General features: G+C 49.1%; 15 protein-coding genes and 1 riboswitch. Of the genes, 4 read left to right on the top strand and 11 right to left on the bottom strand.

Annotated features, from left to right (window positions below; all coding sequences use genetic code 11):
• Nucleotide 1 precedes the first annotated feature (1 nt).
• The 3 genes from SATMO3_RS04605 to SATMO3_RS04595 all read right to left on the bottom strand — a co-directional run bounded on the left by SATMO3_RS04605 (nt 2) and on the right by SATMO3_RS04595 (nt 3,990).
• A complete protein-coding gene (locus tag SATMO3_RS04605; RefSeq protein WP_371378144.1) occupies nt 2–1,186 on the bottom strand; it encodes an MFS transporter in 1,185 nt (394 codons plus the stop codon).
• 231 nt (nt 1,187–1,417) lie between these two features.
• The gene (locus SATMO3_RS04600) at nt 1,418–2,611 is read right to left on the bottom strand and encodes an MFS transporter (RefSeq protein ID WP_371378141.1); all 1,194 of its coding nucleotides are present in this window, start codon (nt 2,609–2,611) and stop codon (nt 1,418–1,420) included.
• A gap of 188 nt (nt 2,612–2,799) precedes the next feature.
• A complete protein-coding gene (locus SATMO3_RS04595; protein WP_371378138.1) occupies nt 2,800–3,990 on the bottom strand; it encodes a PLP-dependent aminotransferase family protein in 1,191 nt (396 codons plus the stop codon).
• Between the two features lie 268 nt (nt 3,991–4,258).
• Between SATMO3_RS04595 and SATMO3_RS04590 the strand changes: the two genes are divergently transcribed.
• Nucleotides 4,259–4,714, top strand: a complete 456-nt coding sequence (locus SATMO3_RS04590; protein ID WP_371378134.1) for a DUF6173 family protein — start codon at nt 4,259–4,261, stop codon at nt 4,712–4,714.
• Between the two features lie 86 nt (nt 4,715–4,800).
• On the opposite strand, the gene SATMO3_RS04585 is transcribed toward SATMO3_RS04590, so the two are convergent.
• On the bottom strand, nt 4,801–6,075 hold the full coding sequence (locus SATMO3_RS04585; RefSeq protein ID WP_371378131.1) for an Nramp family divalent metal transporter: 1,275 nt from the start codon (nt 6,073–6,075) through the stop codon (nt 4,801–4,803).
• Nucleotides 6,076–6,078: 3 nt separating this feature from the next.
• Nucleotides 6,079–7,350, bottom strand: a complete 1,272-nt coding sequence (locus tag SATMO3_RS04580) for a magnesium transporter MgtE N-terminal domain-containing protein (protein ID WP_371378128.1) — start codon at nt 7,348–7,350, stop codon at nt 6,079–6,081.
• Nucleotides 7,351–7,767: 417 nt separating this feature from the next.
• Between SATMO3_RS04580 and SATMO3_RS04575 the strand changes: the two genes are divergently transcribed.
• The 3 genes from SATMO3_RS04575 to SATMO3_RS04565 all read left to right on the top strand — a co-directional run bounded on the left by SATMO3_RS04575 (nt 7,768) and on the right by SATMO3_RS04565 (nt 10,041).
• Nucleotides 7,768–8,019 carry a hypothetical protein gene (locus tag SATMO3_RS04575; protein ID WP_371378125.1) on the top strand — a complete coding sequence of 84 codons (252 nt, stop codon included), beginning with the start codon at nt 7,768–7,770 and terminating at the stop codon, nt 8,017–8,019.
• Nucleotides 8,020–8,199: 180 nt separating this feature from the next.
• Nucleotides 8,200–9,126: a substrate-binding domain-containing protein gene (locus SATMO3_RS04570; protein WP_371378122.1), complete on the top strand. Its 927-nt coding sequence runs from the start codon at nt 8,200–8,202 to the stop codon at nt 9,124–9,126.
• Nucleotides 9,127–9,210: 84 nt separating this feature from the next.
• A riboswitch (ZMP/ZTP riboswitch) is annotated at nt 9,211–9,294 on the top strand.
• 75 nt (nt 9,295–9,369) lie between these two features.
• The gene (locus tag SATMO3_RS04565) at nt 9,370–10,041 is read left to right on the top strand and encodes a redox-sensing transcriptional repressor Rex (RefSeq protein WP_371378120.1); all 672 of its coding nucleotides are present in this window, start codon (nt 9,370–9,372) and stop codon (nt 10,039–10,041) included.
• A gap of 197 nt (nt 10,042–10,238) precedes the next feature.
• On the opposite strand, the gene SATMO3_RS04560 is transcribed toward SATMO3_RS04565, so the two are convergent.
• Genes SATMO3_RS04560 through SATMO3_RS04535 form a run of 6 tightly spaced genes read right to left on the bottom strand, consistent with a single transcriptional unit; the run spans nt 10,239 to nt 15,121 of the window.
• Complete coding sequence (locus SATMO3_RS04560) at nt 10,239–11,066, bottom strand: homocitrate synthase (protein ID WP_371378118.1); 828 nt, start codon at nt 11,064–11,066, stop codon at nt 10,239–10,241.
• Nucleotides 11,063–12,121, bottom strand: coding sequence for a hypothetical protein (locus SATMO3_RS04555; RefSeq protein ID WP_371378115.1), 1,059 nt, complete (start codon nt 12,119–12,121; stop codon nt 11,063–11,065). Before SATMO3_RS04555 ends, SATMO3_RS04560 begins: the two co-directional genes overlap by 4 nt.
• A gap of 43 nt (nt 12,122–12,164) precedes the next feature.
• On the bottom strand, nt 12,165–13,427 hold the full coding sequence (gene nifB / locus SATMO3_RS04550) for a nitrogenase cofactor biosynthesis protein NifB (RefSeq protein WP_371378112.1): 1,263 nt from the start codon (nt 13,425–13,427) through the stop codon (nt 12,165–12,167).
• Between the two features lie 17 nt (nt 13,428–13,444).
• A complete protein-coding gene (locus SATMO3_RS04545) occupies nt 13,445–13,972 on the bottom strand; it encodes a pyridoxamine 5'-phosphate oxidase family protein (RefSeq protein ID WP_371378109.1) in 528 nt (175 codons plus the stop codon).
• Between the two features lie 6 nt (nt 13,973–13,978).
• Nucleotides 13,979–14,689 (bottom strand): type 1 glutamine amidotransferase, encoded by a 711-nt coding sequence (locus SATMO3_RS04540; protein ID WP_371378107.1) that lies wholly within the window; start codon nt 14,687–14,689, stop codon nt 13,979–13,981.
• 9 nt (nt 14,690–14,698) lie between these two features.
• On the bottom strand, nt 14,699–15,121 hold the full coding sequence (locus SATMO3_RS04535; RefSeq protein ID WP_371378104.1) for a hypothetical protein: 423 nt from the start codon (nt 15,119–15,121) through the stop codon (nt 14,699–14,701).
• Between the last annotated feature and the right edge of the window lie 125 nt (nt 15,122–15,246).

Below are 15,246 nucleotides of genomic sequence, written 5' to 3'. Positions count from 1 at the left end.
ATTAATTTTCGATTAATTGTTTTCTGGTCTGTCTAATTAAATATAATATGTAAAAAGCAATAAAACAAATAATAACATTGGCTGCGTAAAAATAGACCGCCTGATAGCCCGCCTGACCGGCTACTATTCCGAGAACAATAGCGCCTCCGCCTACGCCTGTATCAAGCGCGTTAAAAAAAGTCGCACTGGCGATACTGCGCCGCTCAGGGACAGCCATATTAATCATCCAGGTCTGCAAGGCGGGAAACAATGTCCCGGTTCCAAGCCCATAGCAAACCGCCGCCCACAAAAATAATGCCGGCGAGGAAACTTTAGACAAAAGCAGCATGCCGGTAAGTAATATTATAGCGCCGGGGATAATAACCCAGGCTGGTCCCTTGCGGTCAAAGACCTTACCTACTACCAGGCGTACTAAAAAGACATTCGAGGTAGCTATTAAAAAGAAATAGCCTGCATTGGCAATATGCACCTCCCTGGCGAGTAAGGTTACAAAACTTAATACCCCGCCAATTGAGACACCAAACAGCAGACTGAGAAAAGCCGGAAATACAGCTTTGCTCTCCACAAACCGGTCCAAACCTGATTGTCCGGTTTGTGCGGCGGCATAGCGGGCGGCAGGCACCCTGGCAGCCCGGGTCCAGTATAACGCAAAAATCTGACTGGCAGTGGCCATGCAAAATAAAATGGCAAAACCATAACTTTCAACTATCCAGACGCCAATAGCCGGCGCCAGCGCCATCAGCAAGGTGGTGCCAAGTCCAAAATACCCCATCCCCTCACCCCGGCGGGACGCCGGAATAAGATCAGACACTATCGTGGCATACATGGTTGTGGCTATTCCAAAGCCCACCCCGTGCAAAATCCTCACTGCCAGCGACCAGGCTACACTGTCGGCCCAGTAATAGCCCACTGTTGCCAGGAGGCAGATCACAATGCCGCTGACCAGAAAAGCCTTCTTGCCCATTCGCCGAATTCCTACCGCCGTATAAAAACGAATTAAAATCGCGGAAAAGGTAAAGCTCCCCATAATGAGTCCGATTTGCGCGTCTGTTCCCCCATAGCTGGCAATAAACAGCGGCAGAGTTGGAATCAGAATGTGAAATCCTGAAAACAATAGCGCATTCGAAACCGCCAGAAAAATAAAATCTTTAGACCATAAACGTTCTTTTCCTGCTGCATCCATCATACTGCGACCGTTACCTCATACCTTCCCTGACCCCAAATTCACAAGCAACATATTTGACTGAAACAATTCCCGGAGTATATCTTTTTCGACACATACCACGCTCTCCCTGCTAATTTCATTAATATTTCCCATTATAGCGGGATCAGAAACCATCACAGAATCATAAAACTCGCGCCGCCCTTCTATCGAAGCCCAGCGCGAGTTTTATACCATCATTACCCAGTAGTTAGGTTACCCCGCTTCTTCTGTCACCGCCAGCCTGCCGCCACTCATCTGGTCATTGACAAGCAGGGTCAGGCCAAAAGCCACCAATGGCAGAAAAGCCAAAATATCGAATACGGCCGGCAATGACCAGATATCGGCAATCCGCCCCAGCAAAAGCACGCCCATACTCCCCAGCCCGACACTGAAGCCGAGCGTCAGTCCGGAAGCCATACCGACATTTCCCGGCATCATGCGTTGGGTCAATACCATACTGCTGGCAAAAGCAGCCGATAAGCAGGCGCTAATAATGGATAATACAGCATACACGCCCACCTCAGGTGCCAGATTAAACACGGCCAGCAAAACACTTACCGGTATTATCGACCATAGCATAATCTTTTTGCTGCCAAACCGGTCGCTTAATACGCCGCCGGCCAGCGTCCCGGCAGCGCCGGCGGCCAGAAACACGGTCAGCAGCGATCCGGCATACATAGCATCCCCTTTTAAATACGAAACATAATATAGCGGGATAAACGTACTGATACCTGAGCTGACAGTGGCCCGCATCAGTACAACTCCCAGAAGCGCTAAAAGCGACACAGAAAACATGCCCTTGAGCCCGCTGAGGCTTTGCACACCTTTAACCTCTGACGGCGGTAAAGCAGCCACCAGTTTATACAGGAACAGGCTGGTCAGCATACAGGGAACGGCGTAAACCCATAAAAAGCCGGTGAACGGTTCTGCCAGCAGCAGTCCCATAATGAGCGATCCAAGGGCAAAACCGGCATTGCCGCCTACGACGAACATACTGACACCCTTGCCCTTGGCCGCCCCGCTTAACCGGTTGACGGTCTTGGCCCCCTCCGGATGGAAGGCTGCGATACCCAGGCCGGTGCAAGCGGTGCAGATAAGCAGCTGCCAATAGCTCGGCACCAGGAGTGAGGCCAGCATAGCCAGCCCGGAAAAAAGACAGCCGACCGCCATAAGCCAGGGCCGGGGATTGCGGTCGCTCCAGTAGCCAAATACCGGCTGTATCACTGAGGAAGTCAGATTCTGCATCAGTGCAATCGCCGTTACTTCAGCATAACTCAGCCCAAATTTGGCCTTAAAATAGGGCAGGGCCACCAGAAGCGCCCCCTGCGACAAATCGGTTACCATATGGCCCAGGCCAACCAGGGGAACCCCTCGCGGCACTGCTCTCATCATTGCATTTATACTCATATTCACTGTCTCATATCCCCCAGATACTTTATCTTTATATTATCACATAGTTCAGTCCTGTTTGCCTAGAGGCGGCGAATAGAATACACATCAGTTGCATTCATGCACTTTTTCGCTCAGGTATCCCTCCGGTGCTGACATTATTTATCCGGCGACTAACCTCCAGATGGGGTTCCCTCCACCTGAAGCTAATCTGCTTTATAGCAACGTATTGCTGCTGCTAAGCGCTTGATTCCTTCATAGATTCGCTCTTCCGGCATATTGGAATAATTCAGCCTGAGTGTATTCGGGACATGCCTGTTGGGGAAAAAAGATTCTCCGGGCACAAATGCAACCTTATGCCTGAGGCTTATGGTTAATAATTGAATTGCATTGATACTCGGCGGCAACTCTACCCAGGTAAACAAACCTCCCTGCGGCCGGGTATACTGGATATCGCTGGGGAAATGCTGCTCCATAGCGTCCAGCATAGCATCCCGCCGTTGGCGGTAGACAGCGATGATCTGCTGGATATGCTGTTCAAAATCATATAATTCCATATACTTGGATATCTGCCTTTGACTCATAGAGGACGTATGCAAATCAGCGCATTGTTTAATCATTATATATTTTTCAATAAATTTAATATCCGCCGCAATCCAGCCAATTCTTAAGCCCGGGCAAAACGTCTTCGAAAAAGTTCCCAGTGCTATTACCAAACCTCTGGTATCCAATGATTTAATGGATGGCAAAATTTCGCCTTCGAAGCGCAACTCGCCGTAGGGATTATCCTCTAGAACCGGAATCTCATATTTATTGATTATCTCAACAAACTGCCGGCGGCGCTGCCAGGTCCAGGTCCGGCCGGTAGGATTTTGGAAATCGGGAATAACATAAATAAACTTAACATTTGCCGTTGACGCAAGAACCTTTTCCAGCTCGTCGGGAATCATGCCCTCATCATCTGTCGGTACTTCCACAAATGTCGGTTTATAAACCCGAAAGGCGCTGATTGCGGTTAAATAGGTCGGACTTTCGCATAGCACAACATCTCCCTCGTTTAAGAACAGCTTACCGGAGAAATCCAACGCTTGCTGCGATCCGCTGGTAATCAGGATATTCTCACAGGCAAAGTCTGTTTTGAATTTGCGGTTCATCCTGGCGGCGATCTGTCTGCGCAATGGCGTAAACCCTTCTGTTGTCGAATACTGCAGCGCCTGGCCGCCGGCCTCCTCCAACACCTCAATAGTAACATTTTTCATTTCTTCTACAGGAAAAAGCTCCGGCGCAGGCAACCCGCCCGCCAGCGAGATGATTTCCGGACGTTCGGTAACTTTCAGTATTTCTCTTACAGCAGATGTTGTCATCAAATCCATACATTTTGCCAAAGCAACAGCCATACTAACTCCCCCTCTTGAGCCCCACAAAAATATTGTATTCATTATACGTTCCTCATTCATTACTGTAAATATCCAATTTCCAGGCATTTTTTATTAAAATTGGATACTAATATTATATATTTTCAGTATAAACGTGCATTTCTGCGTTACTGAAAAATCCAGCCTGTTTGTTCACTGCACAGGCTGGACTTTTTTTGCGTGCTGTTACAGGAGTGAGGCTGTACGGTCGAGAATAAGAAGCAACAAGAAACCGTTGGGGAGTGAAGTAATGACTTTGAATCCATTAAGCTGGTCCTTGCCGGATATCCCAATGCTGAAATCATTCGGTCAGCAGTTGGCTGATTTTAATCAGCCCTATACAGCCAAAAGCATCTTTGAGCAGTTGATTCAGCGCGTCCAGGGATTTGAGGCTCAGTTGGACCAGGAACACGAAGTAGGTATGAGACTGGTAAGCTTCGGCAAATCGACAGAATTCAGCGTAACCCGGCTTGGTTACTTAAACCCGTGTCTAATCTGGTTTGAAGGCACGTTGCCCGACGGCTCGGCTGTTGAACTTGTGCAGCATGTCAGCCAGATTAATTTTTTACTGTTAAAGTTAAGGCGCCAATCGCCACTTGAGCCACGTTGCCCGATCGGTTTTTGCACAGATCTGCCCCTACCCGCCAGTGCGACGGCAGAATCCCCAGCCAGCGAGCCGCCCGGTTCTCCCCCTAACAACGGCTAAATCACCGGACAATTACTATCTTTCACCATCCCGCCGCGCGGGATTTTTTATTTTGCTAGGACGTCCGCAATATTATTTACCTGCGGCTACATACTAAAATAACGCATTACCGTGTTCAGTACATCAGGTACAGCCATAGAGGCTAATAACAGCATCGTCAGCAATATAAGCATAACGGTAAAAATCCAGCAAACGCCATTATAAACGGCGGAATTGGCGTAATCTCCCATTATGCTCCTGTCACTCGCAATAAACATCATAAAAAGCAGGATAGGGGGTAATAGCACCCCGTTGACCACCTGAGAAGTAAGCATGACATGATACAGCGACAGCCCCGGCCAGAGGACCAGGCCGGCGCCAACCACAATCAGCGATGTATATAACCCAAAGAATATTGGCGCTTCTTCATAGGACTTACTAATACCGCGTTCAAAGCCAAAGGCTTCGCAAACCGCATAAGCAGTGCTCAGCGGCAGAATAAATGCTGCCAGGGTTGATGCGCCAAATAGCCCGAAAGCAAACAGCATACTGGCATATTTCCCGGCCAGCGGTTCCAGTGCCACTGCAGCATCCTTCACCGTTTCGATTGCGATATTATTACTGTATAAAGTGGCCGCAGTGGCGACAATGATAAAGAACGCAACCAAACCGGTAAAGAAAGAGCCTACAAAAACATCCCAGCGGGTATATGCATAGTCTTTGGCCATGATTCCCTTGTCAACAATGGAAGCCTGCACATAGAACTGTCCCCAGGGCGTAATCGTCGTGCCAATCACCCCTATCGCCATCAGCAAAAATTCGGTATCACGGGAAAAAGACGGTGTTACTGAGGCAATAAGCACTTCGTGCCAAGGCGGGTTAACAAGCAGGCCTGAGACTATATAACTTATAAACGTTACACACAAAGCAAGAAATATTCTCTCAATCCGGTCATAACTGCCTTTGACTACCAGCCACCAAATGATGCCGGCCGTTACTGGTACCGATATATATTTATTAACCCCAACGATTTCGAAACTCGTAGCAATGCCTGAAAACTCGGATGCCGTTGTACCAATGTTGGCAATAAGCAATACGACCATGGCAAACAATGTCCACCTGACACCGAATTGTTCACGGATAAGGTCCGCCAGCCCTTTGCCGGTGACAGCTCCCGTACGCGCTGAAATTTCCTGGGCAATAACCAGACAAATAGTAGCAACAAACATAGTAAACAGCAGGGTATAGCCATATTTGGCGCCGGCCGCCGCGTAGGTGGCAATTCCACCGGCGTCATTATCGGCAAACGCCGTTATAATTCCCGGTCCCATTACTGCAAGAAACATACCGATACGCCCGCGAATACCTGTAACCAGCTTCATGGCTTACCACCTCCCGAGGCGCCTGTTGATAATTAAGCTAACCCCTACATCACCCCGGCCGCGCTCAGGTAAAAGCTGCGCCAGCACATCATCGACCGTAATAATGCCAAGCATCTTCCCCTGATCGTCAATAACAGGGACTGCCAGTAGTTTATATTTGTTAATTATATCGGCCACCTTGCGGTGGCTGTCGCTACAGTGCACACTTATCACTTTTTCCTGCATGATACCGGCCAGATTGTCTCCCTGTCTTGCCAAAATAAGCTCCCGCAGCGAAACTACTCCCAGCAGCGCTCCGCCGGCATCAAGAACATAAATAGAATAGATAGTCTCGGCAACAGGCGCCAGCTCACGGATCTTATCAATAACACCGGCGACAGTATCCTGAACGCGCAAGCCGAGATATTTGGTAGTCATTAAAGCACCGGCCGTATCGTCAGGATAGCTCATTAACTTCTGTACATTTACAGCAGAGTTGCCGGGCATTAACCGGAGCAATGCCCGGGATTTGTCGTCCGGCAGATCTCTTAGTATAGCAGCCGCGCCATCCGGCGGCATATTTTCCAGAAACTCCACTGCCTGCTCCTGGTCCAACTGGCTGATAATTTCGAGTTGGGTCGCCGGTTCCATATCCGCCAGCGCCTCAACAGCCTGCTGTAAATCAAAATTGCGTAAAAAGCCGGCGCGGCTGTTATAGTCCATTTGCTCAACAATGTCGGCGACATCGGCAGGATGCAGCTGCCGCAGCTGCTCTTTGTCGCGCGTTAACTGCAGGCTGGAGGTTGTATCCTGCAAAGGCTTAATATGCTGCCAGCCAATAAACTTATGCGCCATATTTCTGACTAAAAACTCCAGACCAAGACGCCTCAATAAGCCCCGCACGCCAATGTCCACAGCCACCATTTCTAAACCCGCCCGCGGGCCCCAGGCCAAAGTTATGTCATTAACCCGCACAAGTCTGGCCCCTTTAATATCAATGATCTGTTTGTCAAGCAGCCATTTCCGGACGCTTATTTCAGTATCCAGTATGGATCTTGCAACATTTTCACCTGCTTCTCCGGCCAGTTGCACCTGCTTCGCGCCGACTTCCGCCACAAACTGTATTGGCACCAATTCCAGTTCATTTCTCCCTGTTTTAATTCCGGTAACGCTTGGCGCCGCCCCGTCCCATTTAACCACCATATCTTTGACTTTACCAATACGCCGCCCGGCAGCGTCAATAATCGGCTTGCCCAGAAGCTGGCTAAAATAATACACTCTCTCAACTGTATTCAAAAAAGCGCACCTCCCACTCCGCCTAACTCCGCCTTTCTGTCGCACTTCATCAGTTTCTCGCATAGGAACTTCGAATATCTGCAAAAAGATAGACCTCTTCCGTAACTGAAAAAGGTCTGTATCTGTTCAGTGTTTTTATAGTTTATGATTTGTCGGAAGTAAACGATTCCATTTCCGGCAATATTTTTAGCTTGCCGTCCATAATCCCGGCAGGACTATTCCTGCCATCCGCGTCCTTTCCCCGTATTTATCCAGAGACTTAGCTTCCGATGGGGTTAAAATCCCTTCTGAAGCTAAGTCTGCTTTATCTGTAAAGCACCGCAATAAAGTTCGCTGAAGCCAGGAGATAAGCGGATGAAATAGACGGTTAGGGAAATGCTATATACAACGCATTAAAGTCTTGCAGGCGAATGTGTGTTGGCAAAAGCAAAAGCCAAGCGCCAGCGCTGGAGTGTTGCCAATGTACTTTCCGCCTGTGTCTGCAAAGTATTTACTGCGGAATATATTGTTTGGGATGTGATTGCTCTGGATACTGAAACAACCCTGCAAACAGAGTCCCCTGAGGCTGCGGACAACGACAAACAAACCACCCTAGCCGAAAACGCTGCCGTAAACCCGCAACATAGCTTACCGGAAGAAATGGTTAATTTCTGTGGGTTCCCTTCGTAAATCCCGCCTGGCGGGATTTTTTTACATTAAAAAGCCTCAGCGAGAGTCTCCTCCGTCTCGGTTTATCCTCAGACTGGACGTTTTTATTTTTTGTCATAACCGCTTATGGTGTTGTCCGGGAATTTGTTGTATGATAGGTGCATAACTTTAGGTTTATTCTAATTAGATTGAGGTGTATGCATGAATAACTCAACTTCTTATACACCGGAAGAAGTATCGAAAATCTTGAAGATTTCCCGTTTTACCGTTTATGAGATGATAAAGCGCGGCGATATTCCCTCCTATCGCATTGGCCGGAATATGCGAATTGATGCAGCCGATTTGGACACATATATCCGCAATTCTAAAAAACATGCCACACCCCAGTCCAAATCACCCGCAGAAAAGCAAATGCAGGAGTCCGGTGATTTTATCATTTGCGGTCAGGATATTGTCTTGGACGTTCTGACAAGGCATCTTGAAGCCCAAATGCCGCACATGAGATTTTTACGCAACTATATTGGCAGTATGAATGCCTTGTTTGCGCTGTATCGAAAGGCGGCCAGCGCAGCTACCGCCCATTTGTGGGATAGCGACTCCGATACATACAATACCCCTTACGTACGTCGTTTACTGCCCGGACAGCATACACTTATTTTTAATTTGGTTTACCGCAACGCCGGATTCTACGTTGCCAAAGGCAATCCTAAGAACATTCTGGACTGGCAAGATTTAACGCGTGACACCGTTCGGCTGATTAACCGCGAAAGCGGCGCCGGCGCCCGGGTTTTGCTGGACGAAATGCTGTATAAACTGGCCATCGACTCTAACCGCATTACCGGTTATGCCCAGGAGGAAATGAGCCATCTGGCAGTTGCCAGTTCAGTCGCCAGAGGTCAGGCAGATGTTGCCGTAGGTATCGAAAAGGTCGCCCTGCAAATCAGCGGCGTGGATTTCATCCCGCTGAAACAAGAGCGGTATGACATCGTTATCCGGCAGGATGATGTGGAAAAACCGGCTTTCCAGGCGCTCCTGTCAATTCTTAAATCCCAGGCGTTTTTTGACGAAGTTTCCGGCATGGGCGGCTATGATCTGTCTCAGACCGGCAAACTTATGGCACAGTTATAATCCATAGCAGCTAATATTTACAAAAAATTCAGAATCAATGCTTGACGGATTTTATAATGGCTGTTAAAATATTCACAAAGGTATATTGATCTGCATTACTGACGGTTAAGTGGAGTTTACCACGTGGAGTGCAGGTTGTGAGAATTGTCGACCGTCTGGGCAGCATACACATCGTTGTGTGCCCGGACGGTCTATTTTATTGCCTACCCGGGATTATTTTAAACAGGAAGGAGGGACCCGGTTTTGTTCGAACTCGCGGATGTTTCCCGACATACCATTCACAGAATGGCTTTATACCACAGTGTTTTAAAGATAATGAAAGAGAATGGTGTATCTATTGTTGTTTCCAGCGATCTCGGCAGGCGTACAGGTATTCAGCCACATGTAGTTCGTAAGGATTTTTCCTGTTTTGGCGAATTTGGCACCAAAGGCGTCGGATACCAGATTGAATACCTCCTCCGGCGGATTGAAAAGATCCTGGGGTATGACACTGTCTGGAATGCTGTTTTGGTTTGCCATGGCATGCCTGCCTTACCATCTGTGGTTTATTCATACTGGCCGCCGGCAGTAAATATTCTTTCAGTAATTGACCTGTCCGGACAAAACGTCGGCTTGCCGGTTGACAATCTGGACCTGGCGGTTGAGCAGTGCGAGAATCTCGTAGAAATTATTAATACCAGAAACATAAGCATTGGCATAATCTCCACGCCGCCGTCGTATATCCAGGAAACAGTAAATCACTTGATCAAAGCAGGTATACAGGGCATTGTCAATTTTTCTGCCTATCCGGTTTTTGTCCCCGACTCGGTAGCCATTATCCAGGTTAACGTGGCCTCTTTATTCAGCCAGATGACCTTCCAGCTAAAGCATGTGCCGACAAAGGTGCCGGCAACGGAAAGAAGCGCCGCAGAGTAACCGGTTTATTTACCTTCCGCCAGCTACAGGCAAGGTTGAGTGGAATCCTCCCGGTTCTTCTTGAAAAAGAAAAAACAACTTGCTATAATTAAAATCAGGTAAATCAAATGAGCCTAGTGCCACTGGGATTAGAAGATTTGCCTGCGCTTCATGGGTATTCGTGGTACCCATGAAGCTTTTATATTTATTCAGCGTCTTTATTCCTGGTCGCTCCCCGCCGCAGCCCCTTTGCATGCTTCAGCTACCAACCGGCTTAGATCAGGCAGCAATGCCCGCTTGATACCGGTGTCATGCCTATAAAGTTCTGACAATACTTCAACCACCTGTTCCAGGCCAGCGTTGCCCGCCCGTTCGCCAATCCCGCCCACGGTAACACTGGCCATAGGCACACCGGCCTGGACGGCGGCAACGGTATTGGCCGTAGCCAGCCCGAAGTCATTATGCACATGAATCTCAATGGGCAGGGCGCAGCTTTTCACAAGCCTTAGCATAATTTCGTAGGTATTAAGCGGTTCCATGCAGCCCACCGTGTCGGCATAACGGATATATTCCGCCCCCATACCGGCTGCGGCTTCGGCCACCTGCAAAAAGAAGGTTTCATCAGCCCGCGATGCATCCTCAGTGCCCACCGATACGGTACAGCCAAAACTGCGTGCATACGCCACCGAGTCGGCTAGTTGCCGCAAAACGGTTTCCCTGGTTGTTTTCAACTTATATTTAAGGTGCAAATCCGATACCGGAATCGATATATGAATACAGGAAAAACCACAATCCACCGAGGTCAGTACGTCTTGCCTGACAGCCCGATTCCAGGCTATGACCCTCGCCGACAGCCCCGCATCAACAATGGCTTTTAAGGTACGCTGCTCCTCCACCCCCATGGCCGGTGTCCCCGCCTCAATGGCAAATACGCCTGCACGGTCCAGAGCCTTGGCAATAGCCAGTTTTTCCGTCTGGGAAAATGCCAGACCGGCCGCTTGCTCGCCATCACGCAGGGTAGTGTCGACAATGCGTATTTTTTTCACGACGCCGCCTCACAGACCAGTTTCTGTAATTGCTGATCGGAAACAGGCGCTTTTTGCCCAATTGCCAGGGCCCGGGCTTTCTCCAGTATCAGCGGTACCACTGCAGGCTGAATGACAATACTCATTTCCTTCAGTTTCATTTCAATCGCGGCTTTACCCGAATGTTTGCCAATAATAATTTTCCGGGGCAAGCCCACCGTCTCGGGAGTAAAAGGCTCATATAAATCACTTTTTTTATTGACGCCATCTACATGAATACCTGATTCGTGCGCGAAAATATTGGCACCGATGATCGGCTTGGTAGTATGGACACGCTGCCCGACATACTTTAATATTTCTGCACAGCACGCTGCCATGTTTTCCGGCACAGTTAGCGGCAGCTTCAGTAAATACCGCGCGCCCATCAGTACTTCTTCCAAGGCCGGGTAGCCGCCGACCCCGCCGCAGGCAACGGCAATATGGCCAATACCGCTTCTTATGGCGCTAAGGGCATTGCCCGCCGCCAATCCTTTACTGTTATTGCCATAATACTCCACACCACAGGGTATTTCCCGCTTAAGCGACCGCAGTGTCCGGTAGGTCACCATGGGGTCCAGTTCACCCTGCCGGTCATCAACAACAAAGCTGGTTATATTATTATATATTCGCACCAGCCGGGCAATCTGATATAGCCCGCTTGCCGAGTAGCGGCAACAACCGGCGATATGCAAGGCTACCGTCATTTGTCGGGCCTCGGCCAGGCGCAATGCTTCCTTAACCGCTGCCGGCAACGTTTTTACTTCCTGATAACTCAGGCCCATTTTTATCTGCCGGCACCCCAGGAGATACGCCCTGTCAACTTCGTCGGCAGCAGGCCGGACACCAACGCGTATATTTTCCGTACCCATGCCGTCCGCATGCATAACGACTGCATATGCCGCCAGGGTCAGGTCGAACAGCACAGGGGCCAGGGCTGCCAATTTCTCTTTTACGTGGCTACAGGCCGAACTGTCTACATATTGGTTCTCCAATGCATAACTCAGTGTCTGGTCAATAAACACAATGTCCGTTTTCATCCTACTACCCTCTTTCCTACATTTTCTAAATTACCGGTAATTTTCAGATAGCGCGCAATACATTTTCTGCCTGCTCTTTCTCATGCCGCAATTGATGGAAAGCCTGGAGTAAGCCTTCTGTCACACTGCTGCAGGCTTCCACTACCGCAATTCCCTGTTCCTTGATCCGCTGCTCTGCCTCGTGGCCAATGCGCATAGTCAGTATCGCATCACAGTCGGCGATACCCTGCAGTACCCTAGCTTTTACTGCCACAGCCTCGTCACAGCTTTCCGTACCCAGACAGTATTTCGGAGTCGGCCTGGTTTCAATAAACCGGCACTCCACACCGTCTGTTTCGTAAATATGAAACTCTTCGGCGTGACCAAAATGCAAATCCACCAGTTTCTTATACCGGGAAGTGACCGCCACTCTATACGACTGGGCCCGCAGACCGGACTTCTGCGCCGCCCCCGGCTGGATACTGCGGAATTTCATCGCCTGGTCTTCGGCCAGCAGGCCGATCGCATCAGCCCGGCATTGCTGGCAATGGCGCATCTGGGGCAGGTGGGTCTGACACAGATCCCGCATAGCATTTACCGCCTTCATGTCAGTCTGGGGTAAACTCTGAAACGCGCTGCCGGGCGCCGGAATGAGTGGCATGATATTGGTCATAAACGCTCCCAGGCTCTTTACTTTTTTTACTACGTCCGGAATCTGCTTTGCATTTATATCCTGAATCATAACTGTATTGACCTTTACCAAAACACCGCTTTCGGCCAGCAGCTTAATTCCCGCCAGCTGGTTATAAATCAGTATTGCCGCGGCATTCTCCCCAACACAATATTTACCCTGATAATGGATATGATGATAGATTTTAGCGCCAATGGCCGGTTCCAGACAATTTACCGTAACAGTCACATGTTTAACGCCAAGGTCAATGATATCCTGCCCATAATGCGGCAGCATCAGGCCATTAGTAGATAAGCAGAATATTGTCTCCGGCGATTCCTCCCGGATTAACGTCAGACTGTGCTTTACGGCTTCCCAATTGGCCAGGGCGTCACCCGGACCGGCAATACCGACAACGCTCAAATGCGGCAGGGCCGCTTTTACCCGGACAAACTTTTCCAGGCTCTGCTCGGGGGTAAGCACTTCACTGGTTACGCCCGGCCGGCTCTCATTGACGCAGTCATATTTCCGGTTACAGTAGTTGCAGCTGATATTGCATACCGGCGCCACCGGCAAATGCATTCTGGCGAAGGTATGCTGGGCATCGGCAGCATAGCAGGGATGTTGGGCTGTGATTTTGGCCAGTTCCTCATTCATATTTCGCTCACCCCTTTTTATCCGCGAAACATGTTCGCTTCATCAACCGGGTTCTCTTTGGCAGTCAGGTCTTCCGGCTCAATGCAGTATACGGCTACCGCCTTGTCATCAAAGGACGAACGGTATTTATCGACAAACTGCGCCGCCAGTGGTGTCTTAAAATATTGCGGCATGAATTTCTCCACAATCTGAATAAGCGCCTGGGTCTTTTCCGTCAAATCCTCTACCGGCAAAGCTTTCCCGAAAATAACGACACTCAGGTAAGCGGTATCACATTTAGCCGGCACAGCATCAGCCACAGTGCCGAATTCTTCAAAAACAGTAAAACACACCGTTCTGTTAACAGCCAGTACATCATTCTTTTTGCCGCTGCCCATACCATGAATATATACTTTGTTGTTCCAGTAGACATAGTTTACCGGCACAGCGTAAGGCCGGCCACCCTCTTCACACATACTTAAGGTTCCAACTCTTTGCTCTTGCAAAAAGCGGGTTATTTTTTCCTTATCACCGCAAATCCGTTTTGTGTATTTTATCTGCTCCATTGATGCTCACTCCCGTTTCAGATAGTACTGTTCCAGCCGGTCAAGAAATTCATCCATCAGGGCATTGACTGTTTTTAAACAACCCATATTATCCAAAATCTGTTTTTCAGTTTGCAGGTAGGGGCCATCTGTCAGTTCATCGGCACAGTGCCGGAGCAGCGACCGGATGCTGGCTTCGCTGCACTCCATATGAAACTGAAGACCAATAACGCGGTCCTTATACACAAAGGCCTGGTGCCCGCAGGCCTCACTGCCGGCAAAACAAACACAGCCCTCCCCTAGTGTGCTGAAAGTATCGTTATGCCATTGAAATACACGGACTGTTGCCGGAAAGCCTGTAAAGAGCGGCGATTCTAAGGCTTCACCGTAAAACTGTACCGGCAGCCAGCCAATTTCACCCTGCGGGTTTTTGGTAACCTTGCCGCCTAACACATCGGCGATAAGCTGGGCGCCAAGACATATCCCCAGGACCGCTTTCTTCTTGTCTATGGCTGCTTTAATGAATTGTTTTTCGGCGGCAAGCCAGGGATATTCATCCTCCTGGTAAATGTTCATGGGTCCGCCCATGATAACCAGCCAGTCAAACTGTTCCAGGCCTGGCAATGCTTCATAATTATATAAGTGAGTGCCGGTAAGACTGTGGCCTCGTTGCCGGGACCAGGACACAATGTTGGCAGGATCTTCAAAGGGCACATGCTGCAAGTAATGTATTCTCATAATAACCTCTCAGACTTTTTCCATCGCCGCTTTGACGGCCGCCATTTTCGAGGGATCGAACAATTTTCTGACATCGTCGCACATTCTCAGCACCCGGTCGGTGTCAACCGGTTCCGGTTCACCATGATAGTAATTTTCGATCGAACATATGCCAAAGATGGAGTCCAGTGACCGTATTTCCTCATTTAGCTGACCGGGAATCGCGGTAACCTCTTCAACGGCATCCATCAGACAGGTGTAGTTGTGATTACTTGGCTCCACGCCAAATAAATGACACAAAGCGATAAGATAATTCTCCAGGGCAACAGCCGCCACATTAAATACCACGCTGGGGTGCTGGCCTTCCTCCAAAAACTGGTTGGCCCGGAAATGATACATCCTGGCACTCCGGTAATCTTCTTCAAATGCCTCTAATGCAAGTTGATTTATCATTGTCCCGCCCTCTTTGTAATATGATTCTGCCAGAACCCATAAAGCGACCCGGGAACTGGCAGAATCAAATAATGTAAACCTATTATAAAGTAGACTTAGCTTCAGATGGGGTTTGAATCCCACCT

Origin of the sequence: Sporomusa aerivorans (assembly GCF_041428895.1) — a bacterium.
GTDB lineage: Bacteria > Bacillota > Negativicutes > Sporomusales > Sporomusaceae > Sporomusa > Sporomusa aerivorans.
Note: the sequence above shows the minus strand (reverse complement) of the source record. Positions and strands in the feature narration are given on the sequence as shown.